This window comes from Rhabdothermincola sediminis (assembly GCF_014805525.1).
Lineage (GTDB): Bacteria > Actinomycetota > Acidimicrobiia > Acidimicrobiales > Acidimicrobilacustridaceae > Rhabdothermincola > Rhabdothermincola sediminis.
The window spans coordinates 86,236-103,885 of the sequence record NZ_JACFSZ010000014.1 but is presented as its reverse complement, the minus strand read 5'-3'; the positions used below and the strand labels follow the sequence as shown (position 1 = coordinate 103,885).

Below are 17,650 nucleotides of genomic sequence, written 5' to 3'. Positions count from 1 at the left end.
GTCAAGGTCATCGGCCGGCTCCCCGGCGAGGCATCGTGCCTGTCGCTCGTGTGGGCCGTGCTCGACCGTGCCTCACGCGGCTGGCGCGGCCTCACCTACACACCCGCCATCACCCGCCACCTCACCGAGCTCCGCCATCAGCTCGACAGCTCCGCCGACACCATCGACGACCAGCCCGGCCAAGCCGTCACACCCGCCGCGTAACATGACCATCGGAGCCTGCGCCCCAGCCGCTGCTACACCAAACCTGGGACGCCACCGTCGCCGAGTAGCTATCTGAGAACACTTCTCAGTATAGTGAGAATCGTTCTTGATTCGTCACCGGCAGACCGCCGGCAGGACACCGATGAGGAGCCCGGCGTGCGACGAGGTTCGACGGATGTGATGACCCGAGGGGCGAGGCGCCGCCGCGGCGTCACGACGCTCGCCGCCGCCCTCGCGGTCACCACCCTGCTCGTCGCCGCGGTGGCATGCGGCTCCGATGGGGGTGGTGCCACCTCGGCGTCGAGCGGGCGACCTCGGTTGGTGGTGAGCTTTCCCGTGCTCGGTTCGGTCGTCTCCGACCTCGTCGGCGACCAGGCCGAGGTCACGGTCCTGATGGGACCGGGAATCGATCCACACGACTACCGCCCGTCCGCTCGGGACGCCTCCGAGCTCGACTCGGCCGATCTCATCGTGATCAACGGCCTCGGCCTCGAAGAGAGTCTCGACGACGCGATCGCCGTGGCCGAGGCCCGGGACGTCCCGGTGTTCCGGGCCACCGACCACATCGATGTGCGCCCGTTCGACGAGGGTGAGATCGCCTCGGGGGAGGAAGACGAGGAGCACGCACCTGGTGCGCCTGATCCGCATGTCTGGCTCGACCCAGTGGCGATCAAGCAGGTCGTTGCCGCACTGGCCGAGACCGTTCGGACCGATGTTGGGCTCGACCTCGGCGCCCGGGCTGCAGCGCTCGAACAGCGGCTCGGCGACCTCGATACGGAGATCCGCTCGATCCTCGAGGTGGTGCCCCCGGACCAGCGACTGCTGGTCACCGGACACGAGTCGATGGGGTACTTCGCCCGCCGGTACGGCTTCGAACTCGTCGGGGCGGTGATCCCTTCCGGTGGCACGCAGGCGGCACCCACCGCCGCGGGTCTCGCCCAGCTCACCGAGCTCATCCGCCGGCTGGGGGTCCGGGCGGTCTTCACCGAGACCGGCACCCCGCCGGACGTCGCTCGGACCGTGGCCTCGGAGACCGGCACGAAGCTGGTGGAGCTGCCGACGCACACCTTGCCACCGGACGGTTCTTACTTCACGATGATGCGTGAGATCGCCCACCGGGTGGCATCCGGTCTCACTGATGGGCCGAGCGGACCGTGAGCTGGTTCGTCGATCCGTTCACCAGCAACGAGTTCATGCAGCGCGCGTTGCTGGCCGGGGTGCTGGTGGCCGTGGCCTGCGCGGTGGTCGGCACCTTCGTCGTGTTACGAGGGCTGGCATTCATCGGTGACGCCCTGGCCCACGGGGTGCTCCCCGGTGTGGCAGCCGCTCTGCTGCTCGGATGGCCGGGCCTGATCGGGGCGCTCGCGGGAGCCATCGCCATGATCGCCGGGGTCAGTGTGGTGACCCGCCACTCACGCCTCTCGTCGGACACCGCGATCGGTCTGCTGTTCGTCGGGATGCTCGCCCTGGGGGTGGTGATGGTGTCGCACAGCCGGACCTTCACCGGGGACATCGTGAACATCCTCTTCGGGGAGGTCTTCGGCGTGGCGGTGGCCGACCTGTGGGTGCAGGCGGCCGCCACCGGCGCGGTCGTGGTGGTGGCGCTGGTGTGCGCTCGCCCCTTCTTGCTGCTCAGCTTCGACCCCGACCAGGCCGAGGTCTCCGGGTTCCGCTCCAGCCGGTACCACCACGTGATGCTGGGGCTCATCGCGGTGACGGTGGTGGTGTCGTTCCAGACCGTGGGCACCTTGCTGGTGTTCGGCATGCTGCTGGCGCCGGCCGGCACCGGGGCGCTGCTCGCCCATCGCATCGGGCCGATGGTGGCGTGGGCCACCGCGATCGGGGTCGGCTCCGTGTACGCCGGGCTGCTGGTGAGCTACCACTGGGACGTCGCCGGCGGGGCCGCGGTGGTGCTGTGCGCGGTCGGCACCTTCTTCGCGGTGCTGGCCGCCACCGGTGTGAGAGGGGCGTGGCTGGCGCGCCCGAGGGCCCGGCCGGCGACGACCGTGGCGGCAGGCGGATCATGACCGCCGTCCCGGCCACCCCGGCGGTCGAGGCCCACGGGCTCACCATCGGCTACGGGGCCACCCCGGTCATCGACGGGCTCGACCTGCGAGTCGCCCCTGGCGAGCTACTGGCACTGGTGGGCACGAACGGTTCTGGCAAGTCGACCTTGCTCAAGACCCTCGTGGGCTTGATCGAACCGCTCGCCGGGCAACTCCGTGTGCTGGGCGCCCCTCCTGGCCAGCAGCCGGCCCGCCTGGCGTACCTCAGCCAGTTCCACCCGAACGCGTTCGTCCTGCCCCTGCGGGTTCGGGATGTGGTGCGCATGGGTCGGTTCGCGAACCACGGCCTCCTCGGCCGGATGGGGCGTACCGACGAGGACCTGGTCGACGAGGCGTTGGATCGAATGGGGATCGCGGCCTTGGCAGGTCGTCCTCTGCGTGATCTCTCGGGCGGACAGCAGCAGCGCACCTATTTGGCGCAGGTGCTCGCCCGCCGGGCCGACCTGCTGGTCCTCGACGAGCCCACGGCGGGTGTCGACGCGGCGGGCCGCCGGGCGTACGACCAGGCACTCGACGAGGAGCTGGGGCGAGGGGCAGCGGTGGTGGTGGCCACCCACGAGGTCGCCGAGGCTGCCCGCGCCGATCGGGTACTGCTGCTCGCCGGCCGGGTGGTGGCGGCCGGCCCACCCGCGGAGGTCCTCGACGCGGACCGGCTCCTCGAGACCTTCGGCGTCGGCCTGCAGCGCCTTGGCGTGGACCTCGTGGCCACCGAGCACCCGCACGCGCACCGCCCGTCCGACGGGCACGGGCCGCCCGAGCACCGCCGCTAGGAGAGCGCCACGGGTAGGATTGGAGATTCCCCTGTCCCGGCTCGTCTCCGTCCAGGAGCCAGATGACCGTTCATCCCGATCTCGAGGCTGAGCAGGCGTACATCGACCACGCGTACGAGTGCCTCGAAGCCACCCGCCAGGCCGCTTCCCGGATGACGACCATGGTCGAGGTGGGCCGCGGGGGCACTGAGCAGGCCCGCTTCGAGCGCGACGTGATCTGGGACACGATGGTCCACCGGCTCGCGCAACTGGATCTGGGCGAGGCCGCGCTGTGCTTCGGCCGCATCGACTTCGAGCCCGGGGCCCGCAACGGCGACTCGGGCACCTACCACATCGGTCGCATCGCGGTGGCCGACGCCGACCAGGAGCCGGTCATCGTCGACTGGCGGGCCCCCGTGGCAGAGCCCTTCTACCGGGCCACCGGCCGGGAGCCGATGGGGTTGCGGCGCAGGCGCCACTTCGCCACCCGGGGCCGCAAGCTGCTCGGCATCGAGGACGAGCTGTTCGGTGACGCGCTCGACGCGCTGGGCCTGGCCGAGGACCGGGGCGGGGGTGAGGCCCGGATCAGCGGCTACGGCGCGCTCATCTCGGCGCTCGAGACCGCCCGCACCGGGCGCCTCTCCGACATCGTCGCCACCATCCAGGGCGAGCAGGACGAGGTGATCCGGGCCGAGATGCCAGGGGTGCTGGTGGTGCAGGGCGGTCCCGGCACGGGCAAGACGGTGGTGGCGCTGCACCGGGCCGCCTACCTCCTGTACACCTACCGCTTCCCGCTGGAGGGCCAGGGGGTGCTCGTGATCGGGCCGAACCGCCTGTTCCTCGGCTACATCGAGCAGGTCCTGCCTTCGCTCGGTGAGGCCGGGGTCGAGCTGGCGGTGCTCGCCGATCTGGTGCCCGACGTGCGCATCAACGCCTACGACACCGGTGTGGCCGCCCGGGTCAAGGGCGACCTGCGAGCAGCCACGCTGCTGGCACGGGCCATCCGCGATCGGGAACGCCCCTTGCGCGACGACCTGATCGTGCCCTACGGGGTGCAGCGTCTGGTGCTCGACCGGAGAACCAGCCGCCGGATCGTCGACGAGGCCCGCCGCCGCTACCGGCGCCACAACCCGGCGCGCCGGTTCGTGGAGGCCGAGGTCTTCGCGGCGCTGGCGGCCAGTGGCCGGGGCAACCTGCCCGTGGCCGAGGTTCGCGAGCGTGTCCGCCACGAGCCGCGGGTCCGGGAGGCTCTCGAGTGGATGTGGCCGGTGCTCACCCCTCCCCAGTTGCTCCACGACCTGTTCGGGTCGAAGGCCCTGCTGCGCAGCGCCGGCCGGGGCCTGCTCACCGACGAGGAGATCGACGCGCTGCACCGCGAGCGCTCCGATCGGATCGAGCACGTCGTGTTCACCCACGACGACGCGCCGTTGCTCGACGAGGCCCGTGAGCTGCTCGGCCCCCGCCCCCGCCGGAAGCGGGCGGGTGAGGCGCCCACCGACGACGAGATCCGCACGTACGGCCACATCGTCGTCGACGAGGCGCAGGACCTCTCGCCGATGCAGTTGCGCATGCTGTCGCGGCGCTCGCTGAACGGTTCGATGACCATCGTGGGCGACATCGCGCAGGCCACCGGGCAGTGGGCGCACGCCAGCTGGGACGAGGTCCTCGAGCACCTGCCGGCCAAGCATCCGGCCCGCCGGGCCGAGCTCACGCTCGGATACCGACTGCCCGCGCCGAACATGGCCCTCGCCGCGCGGGTGCTGCGCGAGGCCGCGCCCGAACTGCAGCCACCTCGGTCCATCCGCGAGGACGGCTCCCCACCTCGCATCATCCGATCCGGCTCGCCCGCCTCGCTGCTGGGCGACGTCGTCGACGCCACTCGCGAGGAGCTCGATGCCGTCGATCCCGGACAGGTGGCGGTGATCTGCCCGTCGTCACTGGTCGAGCAGGTGAGCGACGCCCTCGATGCGGCCGGCCTGGAGCACGGTCGCGCCACCCGGCACGGGTTCGACCAGCAGATCACGGTGGTGCCGGTGAGCCTGGTCAAAGGTCTCGAGCTCGATGCCACCGTGGTGGTGGAGCCCGCCGCGATCGTGGACGAGGAGGCGCAAGGTCCGCGGGCGTTGTACGTCGCGCTCACCCGGGCCACCAAGCGTCTGGCGCTCGTGCACCATCGCGCCCTGCCTTCCACACTGAGGGAGTAGGGAGTGAGGTGGCGAGGGTGAGCTCCCCGGCGCTCACCACCCGACCACTCGGCGCCCAACCCGTGGCGGTCGCCGGCGTGGACAAGTCGTTCGGCTCGACACCGGTGCTGCGCGGCGCGTCCCTCGAGGTCCAGCCGGGCCGCATGGTGGCCCTGCTCGGGCCGAGCGGGTGCGGCAAGACCACCCTGCTGCGGATCATCGCCGGGTTGGAGACCGCCGACGCCGGGACGGTCCGGGTGGGTGATCAGGTGTTGACCGGCCCAGGGGTCCACGTCCCTCCGGAGCGGCGCCGCATCGGCATGGTCTTCCAGGACTGGGCGCTGTTCCCGCACCTGTCGGTGGCTCGCAACGTGGCCTACGGGTTGCCCCGCGGCCCCAGGCGCGAGCGCGACCAGCGGGTCGCCGCGGCGCTGGAGATGGTCGGCCTCGGCGGGTTGGGGGACCGCCAGCCCGGCACCCTCTCGGGAGGGCAGCAGCAGCGGGTGGCACTGGCCCGGGCCATCGCGCCCGAGCCGCAGGTGCTGCTGCTCGACGAACCGTTCTCCAACCTGGACACCGCGCTGCGGGTCCAGGTCCGCACGGAGGTCCATCACCTGCTGGTCGAGCTGGGCATCACGACAGTGTTCGTCACCCACGACCAGGAGGAGGCCTTCGTGCTCGGCGACGAGGTGGCGGTCATGTACGGGGGGGTGATCGTGCAGCAGGCGACGCCGGCGGACCTCTACCGGGCGCCGGCCACCCGGTGGGTGGCCGGGTTCGTCGGTGAGGCCAACCTGGTTCCCGGTCAGGCCAGGGGCTCGCGGGCCGAGACCTCCTTCGGGCCCGTGCCGCTGCGCGAGGCGGCGTCGGGTCCGGTCGACGTCCTGGTTCGCCCGGAGGAGCTGCGGGTCGACCCGGGGGAGGAGGGGGAGGCGGCGCGGTCGCTCGCCCGGGTGGAGCTGGTCGAGTTCTACGGGCACGACACGGTGTACGTGCTCCGGCTGGAGGGTGGGCTCACCCTGCGCTGCCGCCAGGGATCGGCGCCCCGCTTCGCGCGAGGTGATCAGGTGGTGGTCCGCTACGACGGCCCGGCGACCATCGCTTATCCGGCGCACGCAGATCCATCGGGTCCCTGATCCGCCCTGGCAGGTTGTTAGGTGGGCTTTACACCTGCCCAAAGGGTCATCTACCCTTACCGTCCATGCGACTCGTCCCCATCTGGTTCTCCCGGAGAGCGGGCCGACGGCGGGCGACCCGGCCGGCCGCGCTGCTCGCGCTGGTGCTGCTCGCGGTCCCGCTGGCCGGTGCCGCCTGCTCCAGCGGCGGTGACCGCCCGAAGCTCGTCGTGTACTCCGGTCGCACCGAGGAGCTCATCCAGCCGTTGCTCGACCGCTTCCGTGACGAGACCGGTATCGCCGTCGAGGTCAAGTACGGCGACTCGGCCGACCTGGCTCTGCTGATCGACCAGGAGGGGGACCGGTCCCCGGCCGACGTGTTCATCTCGCAGAGCCCCGGGGCCACCGGCTTCCTCGCCGGAGCCGATCGACTTCGACCCCTCCCCGAGGAGGTCACCTCCCAGGTGGCGCCCGCGTACCGGGCAGCCGACGGCACCTGGGTCGGCCTGTCGGGGCGGGTCCGGACCCTCGTCTACAACAAGAACCTGGTCGACCCGGCCACCCTGCCGCGGTCGGTGCTCGACCTCACCGACCCCGCCTACAAGGGCAAGGTGGCGGTCGCACCGCAGAACGGCTCCTTCCAGGACTTCGTGAGTGCGATGCGGGTGCAGCTCGGTGACGAGCGCACCGCCGACTGGCTGCGGGGCATGGCTGCCAACCAGTCGCCGGTGTTCGCCAACAACACCGCCATCGTGGCGGCGGTGGGCCGGGGTGAGGTGCCCATGGGGCTGGTGAACCACTACTACAACGTCCGGGCCCAGGCCGAGGATCCCAACGTCGCCAGCGTCAACTACTTCTTCCCGGACGGCGACATCGGTTCGCTGCTGCTCGTCACCGCGGCCAGCGTGCTGCGTACCAGCGCCGAGTCCGACGACGCCGAACGGCTGGTGCGCTTCCTGCTGTCGGAGGACAGCCAGCGGTACTTCGCCGAGAAGACCCAGGAGTACCCACTGGCAGGCGGCGTGGCCCCTCCCGCGAGTCTGCCGCCGCTGGCGTCCCTCGACGTGGACACCGTCGACTTCGGCCAGCTCGGGGCGGAGTTCCGCAGCACGATCCAGATGATCAAGGACAGTGGCATCGAGCGCTGAGGTCGGCACGGCGCTGGGGGCCGAGCCGCTCGGGACCGCCCCGGCTCCCGCCGATCTCGGGCTCGCCGCCCGGTCGCCCGGATCCACCCCGGCCGCCACCCGGGCGGCGGCCCGGCGAGCCCCCTGGTTGCTCGCCCTCGTGAGCATCGGGGTCGCGTCGGTGTTCGCTGCTCCGACCGGCTACCTCGTGTGGCGGAGCACCGACCTCGAGTCCGACCTGTGGTCCACCGTCACCTCCTCGACCACCCTGGAGCCTCTCGCCCGGAGCCTGATCCTGGCGGTGTTGGTCTCCGTGACCGCCGCGGCCATCGGGACCGGCCTGGCATGGCTGCTCACCAGGACCGACGTGCCGGGTCGCCGGGTCTGGCGCATCCTCGCGCCGCTCCCCCTCGTGATCCCCTCGTTCGTGGGCGCGGCCGCGTTCCTCGCCGCCCTCGCTCCCGGGGGGCTGGTCGAGGAGCTGCTCGCCCCACTGGGGGTGGTGCGCATGCCGCGGCTGTCGGGCCTGCCGGGCGCGTGGTTGGTGCTGAGCCTGTTCACCTACCCCTACGTGTACCTGCCGGTGGCCGCCCGGCTGGGCGCGCTGCCGCCCTCGCTGGAGGAGAGCGCTCGCCTGCTGGGGCGCCGCCCGCCCGCGGTGTTCCGCACGGTGGTCTTGCCCCAGGCCGCCAGTGCCGTGTGGGCCGGGGCACTGCTGGTCTTCCTGTACGCCATCAGCGACTTCGGTGCGGTGGAGCTGATGCGCTACGGCACCCTCACCAGGGAGATCTTCTCCACCCGCCTCGACCCGGCGACCTCGGTGCCGCTGAGCCTGGTGCTGGCGGTGGTGGCCCTGGTGGTGGTGGCGGCCGAGCGGGCCGCGGGCCGGCGACGGGCCCGCACCGAGGCGGTCCGCCAGAAGCGACCGCTGAAGGTGCCCCTCGGGCGATGGCGGTGGCCGGCGACCGGTGCCGTGGTGGCGGTGCTCGGCCTGGCCCTGCTGGCGCCGGTGGCGGTGCTCGCCTACTGGGCAGGGCGAGGGCTCGCCAACCCGGGCAGCGGCACGGTCGAGTTGCGCACCGATCTCGGTGCCCTCGGCGCCCCGGCGTTCAACACCATCAGCGTGAGCCTCGTCGCCGCGGTGGTGGCGGTCGTGGTGGTGATGCCGGTTGCCTACCTCACGACCCGGCACCGGTCGCGGGTGAGCGGCGTGTCCAACGCCTTCGTGGTGGCCGGCTTCGCCCTGCCGGGGCTGGTGGTGGCGCTGGCGCTGGTGTTCTGGACCCTGTCGTCCGGCCAGTTGGCCCGCCTGTACCAGACCGTGCCGCTGCTGATCTTCGCTTACGTGGTGCACTTCGGGGCGCAGGCCATGCGCGCCGATCAGGTGGCCGTGGGGGCTGTGCCCCGGCGCCTCGACGACGCAGCCCGGATGCTCGGCGCGGGGAGGGTTCGGCGGTTCGTCACCGTCGAGCTGCCGCTGATGCTGCCGGGGCTGGCGGCGGGCGCCGGGCTGGTGCTGCTGTCGGCGATGAAGGAGCTCCCGGCGACCCTGTTATTGGCCCCGCCGGACTTCCAGACCCTCGCCACCAGGTTGTGGAGCGCCAACGAGTCCAACCACTTCGCGCAGATGGGCCTCACCGGGCTGGTACTGGTGGCGCTCTCGGGGCTGCTGACCTGGCTGCTGGTCGTGCGCCGGGCTGACCGGCTGGATTGAGCGCCCCGCCCGACCTGGTCCGTGAGCTGACCGCCGGTGTGCTCAGCGCCCGGGGCACCCACTCAGGTGGTCGTGACCAGGATCCGCCCGCTGGCGAACGAGCCGATGCCCACGTGCTTGCCGTCGATCTCCACCGTGGTGGTGCCGTCCGGCGACGACGCGGTGACGACACCGCTCATGCCGGGTTGCAGAGACGACTCTTCGAGGAACTCGAGCAACCCGGGCGTGAACTCGAGCTCCTCCGGGATGCGCGACACGGTGAACGCCGACCCGACCTCGACCTCGTTGAGGGCAACCGTGGCGGGCGGGGTGTAGGCGGTGCCGGGGATGGGATTGCCGTGCGGACAGGTGGTCGGCTCGCCCAGCAGCCGGGTCATCGCGGCCTCGACACGGTCGGAGATCACGTGCTCCCACTTCCCGGCCTCGACATGGGCCTCGGCCCAGGACAGCCCGAGCACGTCGGTGAGGAACCGCTCGGCGAGGCGGTGGCGGCGCACCACCCGCTCCGCGAGCTGCAGCCCCTCGTCGGTGAGGCGGATGGCGCCCCCGTCGACACCCACCAGGCCGGCCCGCTCCAGGCGGCGGATCATCTCCGAGACCGCCGGCCGCGACACCTCGAGGCGCTCCGCGATCCGGGCCTGGATGACCTCCACGTCGTCCTCGCGCAGCTCGAAGATCGCCTCGCAGTACTCCTCGAAGGCGGGGTGCCACTCCGGCGTGCGGTAGGTCGCCATCACGATAATTCTACGCCGCGGTCGGCTCCGAGCTCCCTGGTCCTCGTGCCCTTCGGCGTGGCACACGAGCGAGTGGTCCCGAGGAAGCGGCGAGACCAGAGTGCCGCAACATGCCCGCAAAGACATGTCCGATCACGTGTTTCTCTGATCGACGAGCAGGGGGAGGATCATCCAGCCGCCGAGCAAACAAGGCGCCACGTGGCGCAGGGTGGTCAGGCGGATGATCACTGAGGAAGGGCACCGGGTCGGAGGCCCGACGGTGGGGGAGGGAGTCCAGCGTGACGGTTGCCGAAGGGTCGGTCTGGAGGATTCAAGTCCCTGCTGGTCTCGGGGAGATGGTCGGAGTCCTGAGCGGTCTCGGTTTCGACGCCGAGTCGGCCCCCTCCGATGCTGGTGTGGGCGACTCGGCGGCGAGTCTGCTGCTCGGTGGTTACGGCTGTCGGATCCGCCTCCTTCAGGTCCCCGGAGGAACGGAGATGGAGGTGGCGTTCGATGATGACACGCTTCTGGCCGATCTCCGTGAACGGCTCACCGCCGCACTCGGCAGGAGATGGACGATCCTCGAGATCGAGGAATGTCTTGATGAGGACGGTCTTGATGAGGTGACACGAGCGCGCGGTGTGCTCACGTCGACGGAGCGGCCCGAGGGACGGTCGGATCAGGTCCACCAGGCCGTCACCTCGATCGAGCACCTCAACCGAACAAGCGCGACGACCGGTGTTACGGCGATCGAAGGTCTGCCACCACCACCCGCGAGCTGGCCTCGGGTCGCGCAGCTCCCGCCACCCCCGGTCCGGACCCCACGAGCACGACCGTCTCGTGACTGGGTGTGCCAGCTCGGTGGGGTGTTGGCCGTCGCCACCGGGAGCTTGGTCCTCGTCGGCGGGATCCTGCCGTTCTTCGGCGCTCCCGACAGCGGCTCTATCTTCCATGACCCTGGTACGTGGCCGCTGTGGGCGCTCGGCGGGTTCATGGTGGTAGCGGGGGCAGAGGCGGTCACCCGCCGGCGCGGCGCACTCGGGGCGGCGGCGGGCACGGCCATCGCCTTCTGTGCGCTCCAGCTCCTCTTGTTCGAACTGCTCTCCATCCTGCGGGACCTGTTCGAGCTCTTCGATGTCCAGTTGACCGCCGGCCTGGGTTTCGTTTGTTGGACGGTCGCTCTCGGGACTGGCTTGCTCACGGTGCTCGTTGCTCTCTTCGGTCTTGGAGCGAAGCCGGACGAACACAGACCGGGTGTGGCGGTGGGACTGCTTGCCCTGCCTTCGGGAGGCTTGGTGGCTGCGGGGACGGCGGGGCTGTTCGGTGGGCCACGGCTCGACGAGCTGTTCCGGGACGACCTACGAGCGGCACTACTTCTGACGTTGTTCCCCTTGGCTTGTATCGCATCGGCGCTGCTCGCCGTGATCGCCCGTTCGCAGGGCGCAGTGGGTCTCATCGGTGGCGTGGGCTGGTTCATGGCGCTGGTGTCCGCCACGAATTGTCTCCACGGGATCACGAGTGGTCTGGGGTTGTCGTGGCCGCTGCGAGAGCTCCTCATGAGCCTTGGGGCCGCCTGGCTCTTGGCTCTCGCAGGTGGGGCACTGATCAAGGGCTCGCGTCCGATGCTTGCCGCTTCCGAGCCCTGCTCCACGACCGGTTGGTCGAACGATCAGACCGTGCAGGTCAAGCGCTCCGTGGTGACGGGGGCGTTGCTGCTGGCGGTCTCGCCGTCTGTGGTCGTGCTCGCCGGCATCGCCGTGCTCATGAACCGATAGCCCTCGAGCCCTGTGTCTGGCTCGCTAGTTCCGATCCGGCAGACGGAGAGTCGAGGTGCTCCATCACGTCAGCAGGGCGCTGGCCACTGTGTCCGAACATGCGCGGGAGGACATGTGCTGGTGTTCGTTGCGCTCGCGCACCGAACCTCGTCAACCTTGGGCTGGCATGCGGACATCACCCCGGCACGTCGGCGGGCGGGCCGATGCCGAATCAGGCCATGAGCGCTGAATCCTCCCCCGGGCTGCTGGCCCACCTCGTTACCTTGACACGTACCCGATGGTCCGCGGTGGCGCTCGTCGTGGTGCTCGCGACCCCGATCGTGGTGGCCGCCACCAACTGGGAGGGTTTCCGGGCGACACGGATGAACCTGAACGACGCGGGCGTTTGGGTCGTGAACTGGCAGCGTGGCCTAGTCGGCCGACTCAACACCCAGCTCGGGCAGATCGAGGTGGTGGTCGGGGTGGCGTCCAGGGACTTCGATGTCTCGCAAGTGGACGAATCTGTGGCTGTCACGACCCCCGCCCCGTCGAGGATGGCGGCGATCGATGTTGGGCTGGCCGTCCTCGGGAGGGAGACCGAGCTGCCGGCTGGCTCCGCGGTGGAGCTGAGAGGCCCTACCGGCGCGATCACCCAGCCCGCCACTGGGCGCATCTGGGTCACGACGCGCTCGGCGCTGCCGACGCTCGACCCGGAGAAAGCTGCACCCTCCCTGGAACTCGGCGACGAGGGCCGTGGCGCGGTGACGGTGAGCGCGGTCGGGGAGGACGGAACGCTCTATGCCTACCGCGAGGGGGCCGACTCCATCTCCGTGCTGCCGCCGGGTGGCACGGCGACGACGCGGCGCGTCGATCCACAGGTGGGCGAGGTGCAGCTGACCGTCGTCGGTACCACTCCGGTCGTGCTGAGTAGCCGTGACGGCACGTTGGCCGTCCCGGATGGGCCGAAGGTCGATGTCAAGAAGCTCCATCCCGGGAGCCAGGATGGAGGCTTTGCCCTTCAGCAGCCCGGACCGGCGAGTGGCGAAGTGCTCGTCGGAGTCGACGACGCGGTGCTCGCAGTGTCGCTGCACAACCGAGATGTGCGGGTACTCATCGATGGTGGAACCCGCGGTCCGGTAGCACCGGTGCGGCTCGGCTCATGCGTGTTCGGGGCCTGGCGGGGCACGCCTCGGTATGCGCAGTTGTGCGAGGGGCGGCCACTGCTCACCGACTCCGTTGAAGGAGTGCGCGCCGGCGCCGTCATGGCGTTCCGGGTCAACCGTCAACGGGTCGTTCTCAACGACAACGCCAACGGCGTGAACCTGCTGTTCACCGATCACGATCCCATCGTGGTCGACAACTGGGACGAGGCGCTCGATCGGGACAAGGACGACCAGGAGCAGGACCAGCAGCTCGAGACGAAGCAGGTGTCACTCGATTGTCAGGGCTCCGCCGGCGCCGCTGTGCTGCGCGACGACGCGGTGGGCACACGGCCGGGTAGACCGGTGATCGTGCGGGTGCTCGACAACGACGAGATCCCGAGTTGTGAAGTCCCTCGGGTCGAGATCGTCGAGGGCACCGCCACCGCAGACGTCGCGGCCGTCGTCGAGAACGGCACGTCGGTGCAGGTGACGCCACCACCCGAGGCCGGCTCTCCCATCACTCTCCGATACCGGCTGGCGGCGACCGAGGGAGGCCCCTCGCCACAGGCGCAGATCAGGGTCGAGGTGGTTCCCCTCTCCCAGAACCGGGCCCCGACCGCCAACCCGGATCGCACCACCGTCGTCGCGGGACGTGTGGTGCAGCACAACGTGCTGGCCAACGACATCGACCCGGACGGGGATGCCCTGACGCTCACCGAGGTACGTGGCGGTACCGGTACGCTGCAGTGGCGGGCCGACGGGCTGCTCAGCTTCACCGCCCCTGGCGGGTTCACCGGCACACAGACCCTCGAGTACACGGTCGAGGATGAGCTGGGTGAGAAGGCCAGCTCGACGTTGCAAATCGACGTGCTCCCCGAGGAGGTCAACGTCGAGCCCATCGCTCGTCCCGACCGGATCGACGCGGTGGTGGGCCGCCCCACCACGTTCAACCTTCTGGCCAACGACAGCGACCCCAACGGCGACCGGTTGCTCCTCGCACAGGTCGAGCAACCGTCCGGGCTGGAGTTGCGTTGGGAGGAAGATGGTGACCTCATGGTCACCCCCAGCTCGGCGGGAACGTGGCAGTTCACCTACACGGTCACCGACGGGGAGAAGACCTCCCCAGCGAGGGTTCGGGTCGATGCCGTCCTCCCAGAGGGGAACCATCCGCCGGTGGCCGTTCGCGACGAGATCGTCGTGCGGGCCGGCGTCCCGGCGGTCACCGATCTCGTGGGCAACGACATCGACCGAGATGGTGACGCGCTCGCCGTGTCGGCTCTCGAGCTCCAGTCCGACTCCAAGCTCTCCGTCGAGCTGCTCGAGCTACACATCGTCAGGGTCATCGCGCAGGCTGGCTTCGAACGCTCCGAGGTCGTCCGCTACACCGTCAGCGACGGCTCGTCCGTAGCGGTCGGTGTCCTCGTCGTGCGCCCGTACCGGCAGATCGGAGTGAACCAGCCGCCGGTGACGGTGACCGACGAGGTGACCATCCGGGCAGGCCAGGTCACCGCAGTGCCAGTGCTGGCGAACGACTTCGATCCCGAAGGTGAGCGGCTGAGCGTGTCCCGGGTGGATGAGCTCCCGGAGGGCTCGGGCCTGGTCTTCGTGCAGCGTGACGAGCTTCGTTACCAAGCGCCGCCGGTCGGCCCGGCGTCGGTGACCTTCGCCTACACGGCCATGGACCCGGCGGGCAACATGGCTGACGGGCTGGTGCGGGTCCAGGTCCTACCAGCCGATCAGGCCAACCAGCCCCCCCGTCCCCCGGAGCTGGTGGCTCGCGTGTTCGCGGGTGACGAGATGGACATCCGGGTACCGCTGGCAGGCCTCGACCCCGACGGAGACGTCGTGTCCGTCGTTGCGGTGACCGAGCCCCCGGCGCAGGGTCACGCCATGGTGCGTTCCTACGGCTTTCGGTACCGAGCGGACCATGGGTCCAGTGGACCTGACAGCTTCACCTTCAGGGTGCGTGACTCGAGAGGGGCGGAGGCAACCGGTCGAGTTCGGCTCGTCATCATCGAACGCCCCGGGCGCAACTCGAATCCCGTGGCGGTGCCCGACCGTGCCAAGGTGCGTGCCGGGTCGAAGGTTCCGATCTCGGTGCTGGCCAACGACACCGATCCCGATGGTGACCCTCTGGTGTTGGCGGTCGACGGGAAGGACGCGCCGTCGACCCCACGCACCGGGCGGGTCGAGGCCGACGTCGCCGCCGGCGTGCTCGTGTACCACGCGCCGAGCGGCGAGCGCGGTGAGGTCGGGTTCAGCTACACGGTCACCGATGGTCGCGGTGGAGCGGCCCGGGGGGTGGTGGTCGTGCTCCTCGAAGCCGACCCGGCGAACGATCCGCCGATCGCCCGAGACGACTTCGTCGATCCCCAACCCCGTGGTGCCCAGGTCGACGTGGACGTCCTGGCGAACGATTCTGACCCCGATGGGGGTGTCGAATCGTTGTCCGTGCGGATCGTGTCCGGCGGTGATCAGGCCGAAGTCCTACCGAACCGGCAGGTCCGCATTCGGACAGGCGAGACCTCCACCGTGGTGGTCTACGAGGTGACCGACGGCCGAGGCGCCAGCGCTCGGGCCGCGATCTTCGTACCGGTCCTCGAGCACCGCGCTCCGGTGTGCGAGTTGCAGACGGTGAAGCTGCGCGCCGGGGAGTCGGTGACGGTGCCCGTGCTCGATCACTGCACCGCCTTCGACGGCACTCGCCTGACGCTCACAGAAGTCTTCGCGGCGCGTGGCGGCAGCGTGAGACTCGACGATTCGAAGACGATGGCAGTCTTCACGGCTGAGCAGGATGTACGCCGCGACGCCGGGTTCGCGTTTCGGCTCTTCGATGGCACAACGGACGCGGTGTTCGGTGTGGTGGTCGAGGTGGAAGGCCGGAACTTCCCCCCGCGTCTCGTCGCCACCACGGTCGAGGTCCCCGCGGGCGGCAGCCGATCAGTCGATCTCGACGCACTGGTGGAAGATCCGAACCGTGGCGATCGTCATGGTTTCTCCGATCTGCAAGGCCAGACGGCGAAGATCCGGGCCTCGATCGACGCCAGCAAGCTGACGGTGACGGTCACGGATGATGCACGCGGCGAGACCGCCGAGCTGACCCTCTCCGTCACTGACGGCACCGAAAGCGTCCGAGGAACGATTGCCGTGCGGGTCGGTCGTCACGATCAGCCGCCCCCCCTCGCCGTGGACGACACGTTCGAGACCTTGCAGGAGAAGCCTGTTACGGTCGACCTCACGTCGAACGACATCGACCCCCTCGGCCGGGGCCTCCGGGTCGAGGTGCTCGCCGCCAAGGGTGGTGCGGCGCAGGTCGAGGGCGGAGGACGAGTGCAGTTCAGCCCCGGGGCGGGATTCTTCGGCACGGCCGAGCTGACCTACCAGGTGCTCGACGCGACGAACGACCCTGATCGCGCCAGCCGAGCCACGGCTCGTATCAACGTCGTGGGCCGCCCTTCGGCGCCTGCGCCGCCGTCGCGCGACGGCCAGCAGGAATCACGGCAGATCCGCCTGCGCTGGGGAGCACCTTCCCCGAACGGCGCCCCGATCACGAAGTACTCGGTGGAGAGCGACACCGGGATGATGCAAGAGTGCCCGAACACGACCTGCCTCGTCGGCGGCCTCGAGAACGGGCGGCCGTACCGGTTCCGTGTCGCGGCGTGGAATCGGGCCGTCACCGCGTACGAAGAGTTGCAGTGGAGTGAGTGGTCGGCCGCGCTCCGACCCGTCCCCAGCGCACCACCACCACCCACGTTGACGTTCAACGACCAGCGGATCGACGTCGCCTGGCTACCCCCGGTGGACAACGACCTCCCGGCCGACCGCTACGAGCTCCAGATCGGTGGAACCGCGACCTCCCGGACCGAGTGGGCGGACGGGAGCGCGCGAACGCTGTCCGTCTCGGGCCTGCAGAACGGCACGCTGTACACGATCAGGGTGCGGGCGTGGTACGGGCCTGCCTTCACCGAATGGAGCGTCGCCCAGTCTGAGCGACCGACTGGCCCGCCGGGCGCGGTGGGCAACCTCCGCGCTCAGGAGACCTCCGGCGCCGGCCAGGTCGCGATGGTCGCGCTGAGCTGGACCGCAGCGAACCCGAACGGCGACCCGGCGGGGGTCAGCTCCTACGTGGTCTCCGTGAGCCCGCAGCCACCGGGCTTCAGCACCGGCACGCTGACCCTGCCCGGTACGACCACCTCGGCGGAGTTCCCGCTCGATTTCGGGACCTCGTACACCTTCCGGTTGCACGGGGTGAACCGTTACACGGACACCTACGGAGTCGTTCCGTCGCAGATCAGCGAGACGCTCTTCCGTCCGGACAACAACCCTCGCATCTCGCTGCAGAGCGTGAGCGCGACCACGAGCAGCATCAGGCAGGACTTCGCTGTGACCTGGCGCGGCGGCCAGGGCACGTGCGCGCTCACCGGGGACGGACCGGCAGGGTGGAGTGCCAGTTGCGATGCCGGCTCGACCGTCGCCGTGGCCTCGAACCTGTACGCCTCGAGCTCCTATTCGTTCCAGCTCTGCGTCACCAACGCCCAAGGGGTGTCGCGGTGCGAGTCCTTCCGTGCCAGTACCGATCGGGTGACCCGCACCGTCCAGGACGACATCCTGGGCGGAGTGTGCAAGCGGACCGGGACCACCAACCCGAGGTGGATCCAACGACCAGATTGCCCGACTGGGCTCTGGCTTGAGAACGGCACGTCGGTGGCGGTCACCTGTGCCAAGAGTGACACGTCTTACAACGTAAAGAACTACGGAAAAGAAGAGTGGTGGACTTGGTGGGCGAGGCTGACTGACGGCTACTGGATCCCGGTCGCGGTCATCGAAAGCAGCGACCACGCACCGTCGGGGGTTCGAACCTGTTGATCAGCCCCGGCGCGCCA

10 protein-coding genes and 1 pseudogene are annotated in these 17,650 nt (G+C 70.1%); 10 read left to right on the top strand and 1 reads right to left on the bottom strand.

Translation table 11 applies throughout. From position 1 onward, the window contains the following. The 8 genes and pseudogenes from HZF19_RS12360 to HZF19_RS12325 form a co-directional block, all read left to right on the top strand. A pseudogene (locus HZF19_RS12360) lies at positions 1-204 on the top strand (IS256 family transposase); the annotation flags it as partial. Positions 205-360: 156 nt separating this feature from the next. After that, positions 361-1,362, top strand: a complete 1,002-nt coding sequence (locus tag HZF19_RS12355; RefSeq protein ID WP_208029093.1) for a metal ABC transporter substrate-binding protein — start codon at positions 361-363, stop codon at positions 1,360-1,362. After that, on the top strand, positions 1,359-2,231 hold the full coding sequence (locus tag HZF19_RS12350; RefSeq protein ID WP_208029092.1) for a metal ABC transporter permease: 873 nt from the start codon (positions 1,359-1,361) through the stop codon (positions 2,229-2,231). Before HZF19_RS12355 ends, HZF19_RS12350 begins: the two co-directional genes overlap by 4 nt. Beyond that, a complete protein-coding gene (locus HZF19_RS12345; protein WP_208029091.1) occupies positions 2,228-3,040 on the top strand; it encodes a metal ABC transporter ATP-binding protein in 813 nt (270 codons plus the stop codon). Before HZF19_RS12350 ends, HZF19_RS12345 begins: the two co-directional genes overlap by 4 nt. Before the next feature lie 62 nt (positions 3,041-3,102). Further along, positions 3,103-5,223 carry a HelD family protein gene (locus tag HZF19_RS12340; protein ID WP_208029090.1) on the top strand — a complete coding sequence of 707 codons (2,121 nt, stop codon included), beginning with the start codon at positions 3,103-3,105 and terminating at the stop codon, positions 5,221-5,223. Positions 5,224-5,240: 17 nt separating this feature from the next. Next, positions 5,241-6,338 (top strand): ABC transporter ATP-binding protein, encoded by a 1,098-nt coding sequence (locus HZF19_RS12335; protein ID WP_208029089.1) that lies wholly within the window; start codon positions 5,241-5,243, stop codon positions 6,336-6,338. A 65-nt stretch (positions 6,339-6,403) separates the two neighbouring features. Then, the gene (locus tag HZF19_RS12330) at positions 6,404-7,465 is read left to right on the top strand and encodes an iron ABC transporter substrate-binding protein (protein WP_208029088.1); all 1,062 of its coding nucleotides are present in this window, start codon (positions 6,404-6,406) and stop codon (positions 7,463-7,465) included. Beyond that, a complete protein-coding gene (locus HZF19_RS12325; RefSeq protein ID WP_208029087.1) occupies positions 7,449-9,158 on the top strand; it encodes an ABC transporter permease in 1,710 nt (569 codons plus the stop codon). Before HZF19_RS12330 ends, HZF19_RS12325 begins: the two co-directional genes overlap by 17 nt. 62 nt (positions 9,159-9,220) lie before the next feature. Here the strand turns inward: HZF19_RS12325 and HZF19_RS12320 are convergent, their stop codons facing one another. Then, entirely contained in the window at positions 9,221-9,892 is a 672-nt protein-coding gene (locus tag HZF19_RS12320; RefSeq protein WP_208029086.1) for a metal-dependent transcriptional regulator, read from the bottom strand. Positions 9,893-10,227: 335 nt separating this feature from the next. On the opposite strand from HZF19_RS12320, the gene HZF19_RS12315 reads away from it, so the two are divergent. Both HZF19_RS12315 and HZF19_RS12310 read left to right on the top strand, forming a co-directional pair. Continuing rightward, positions 10,228-11,646, top strand: coding sequence for a hypothetical protein (locus HZF19_RS12315; RefSeq protein WP_208029085.1), 1,419 nt, complete (start codon positions 10,228-10,230; stop codon positions 11,644-11,646). Between the two features lie 218 nt (positions 11,647-11,864). After that, complete coding sequence (locus HZF19_RS12310) at positions 11,865-17,633, top strand: Ig-like domain-containing protein (RefSeq protein WP_208029084.1); 5,769 nt, start codon at positions 11,865-11,867, stop codon at positions 17,631-17,633. Positions 17,634-17,650 lie beyond the last annotated feature (17 nt).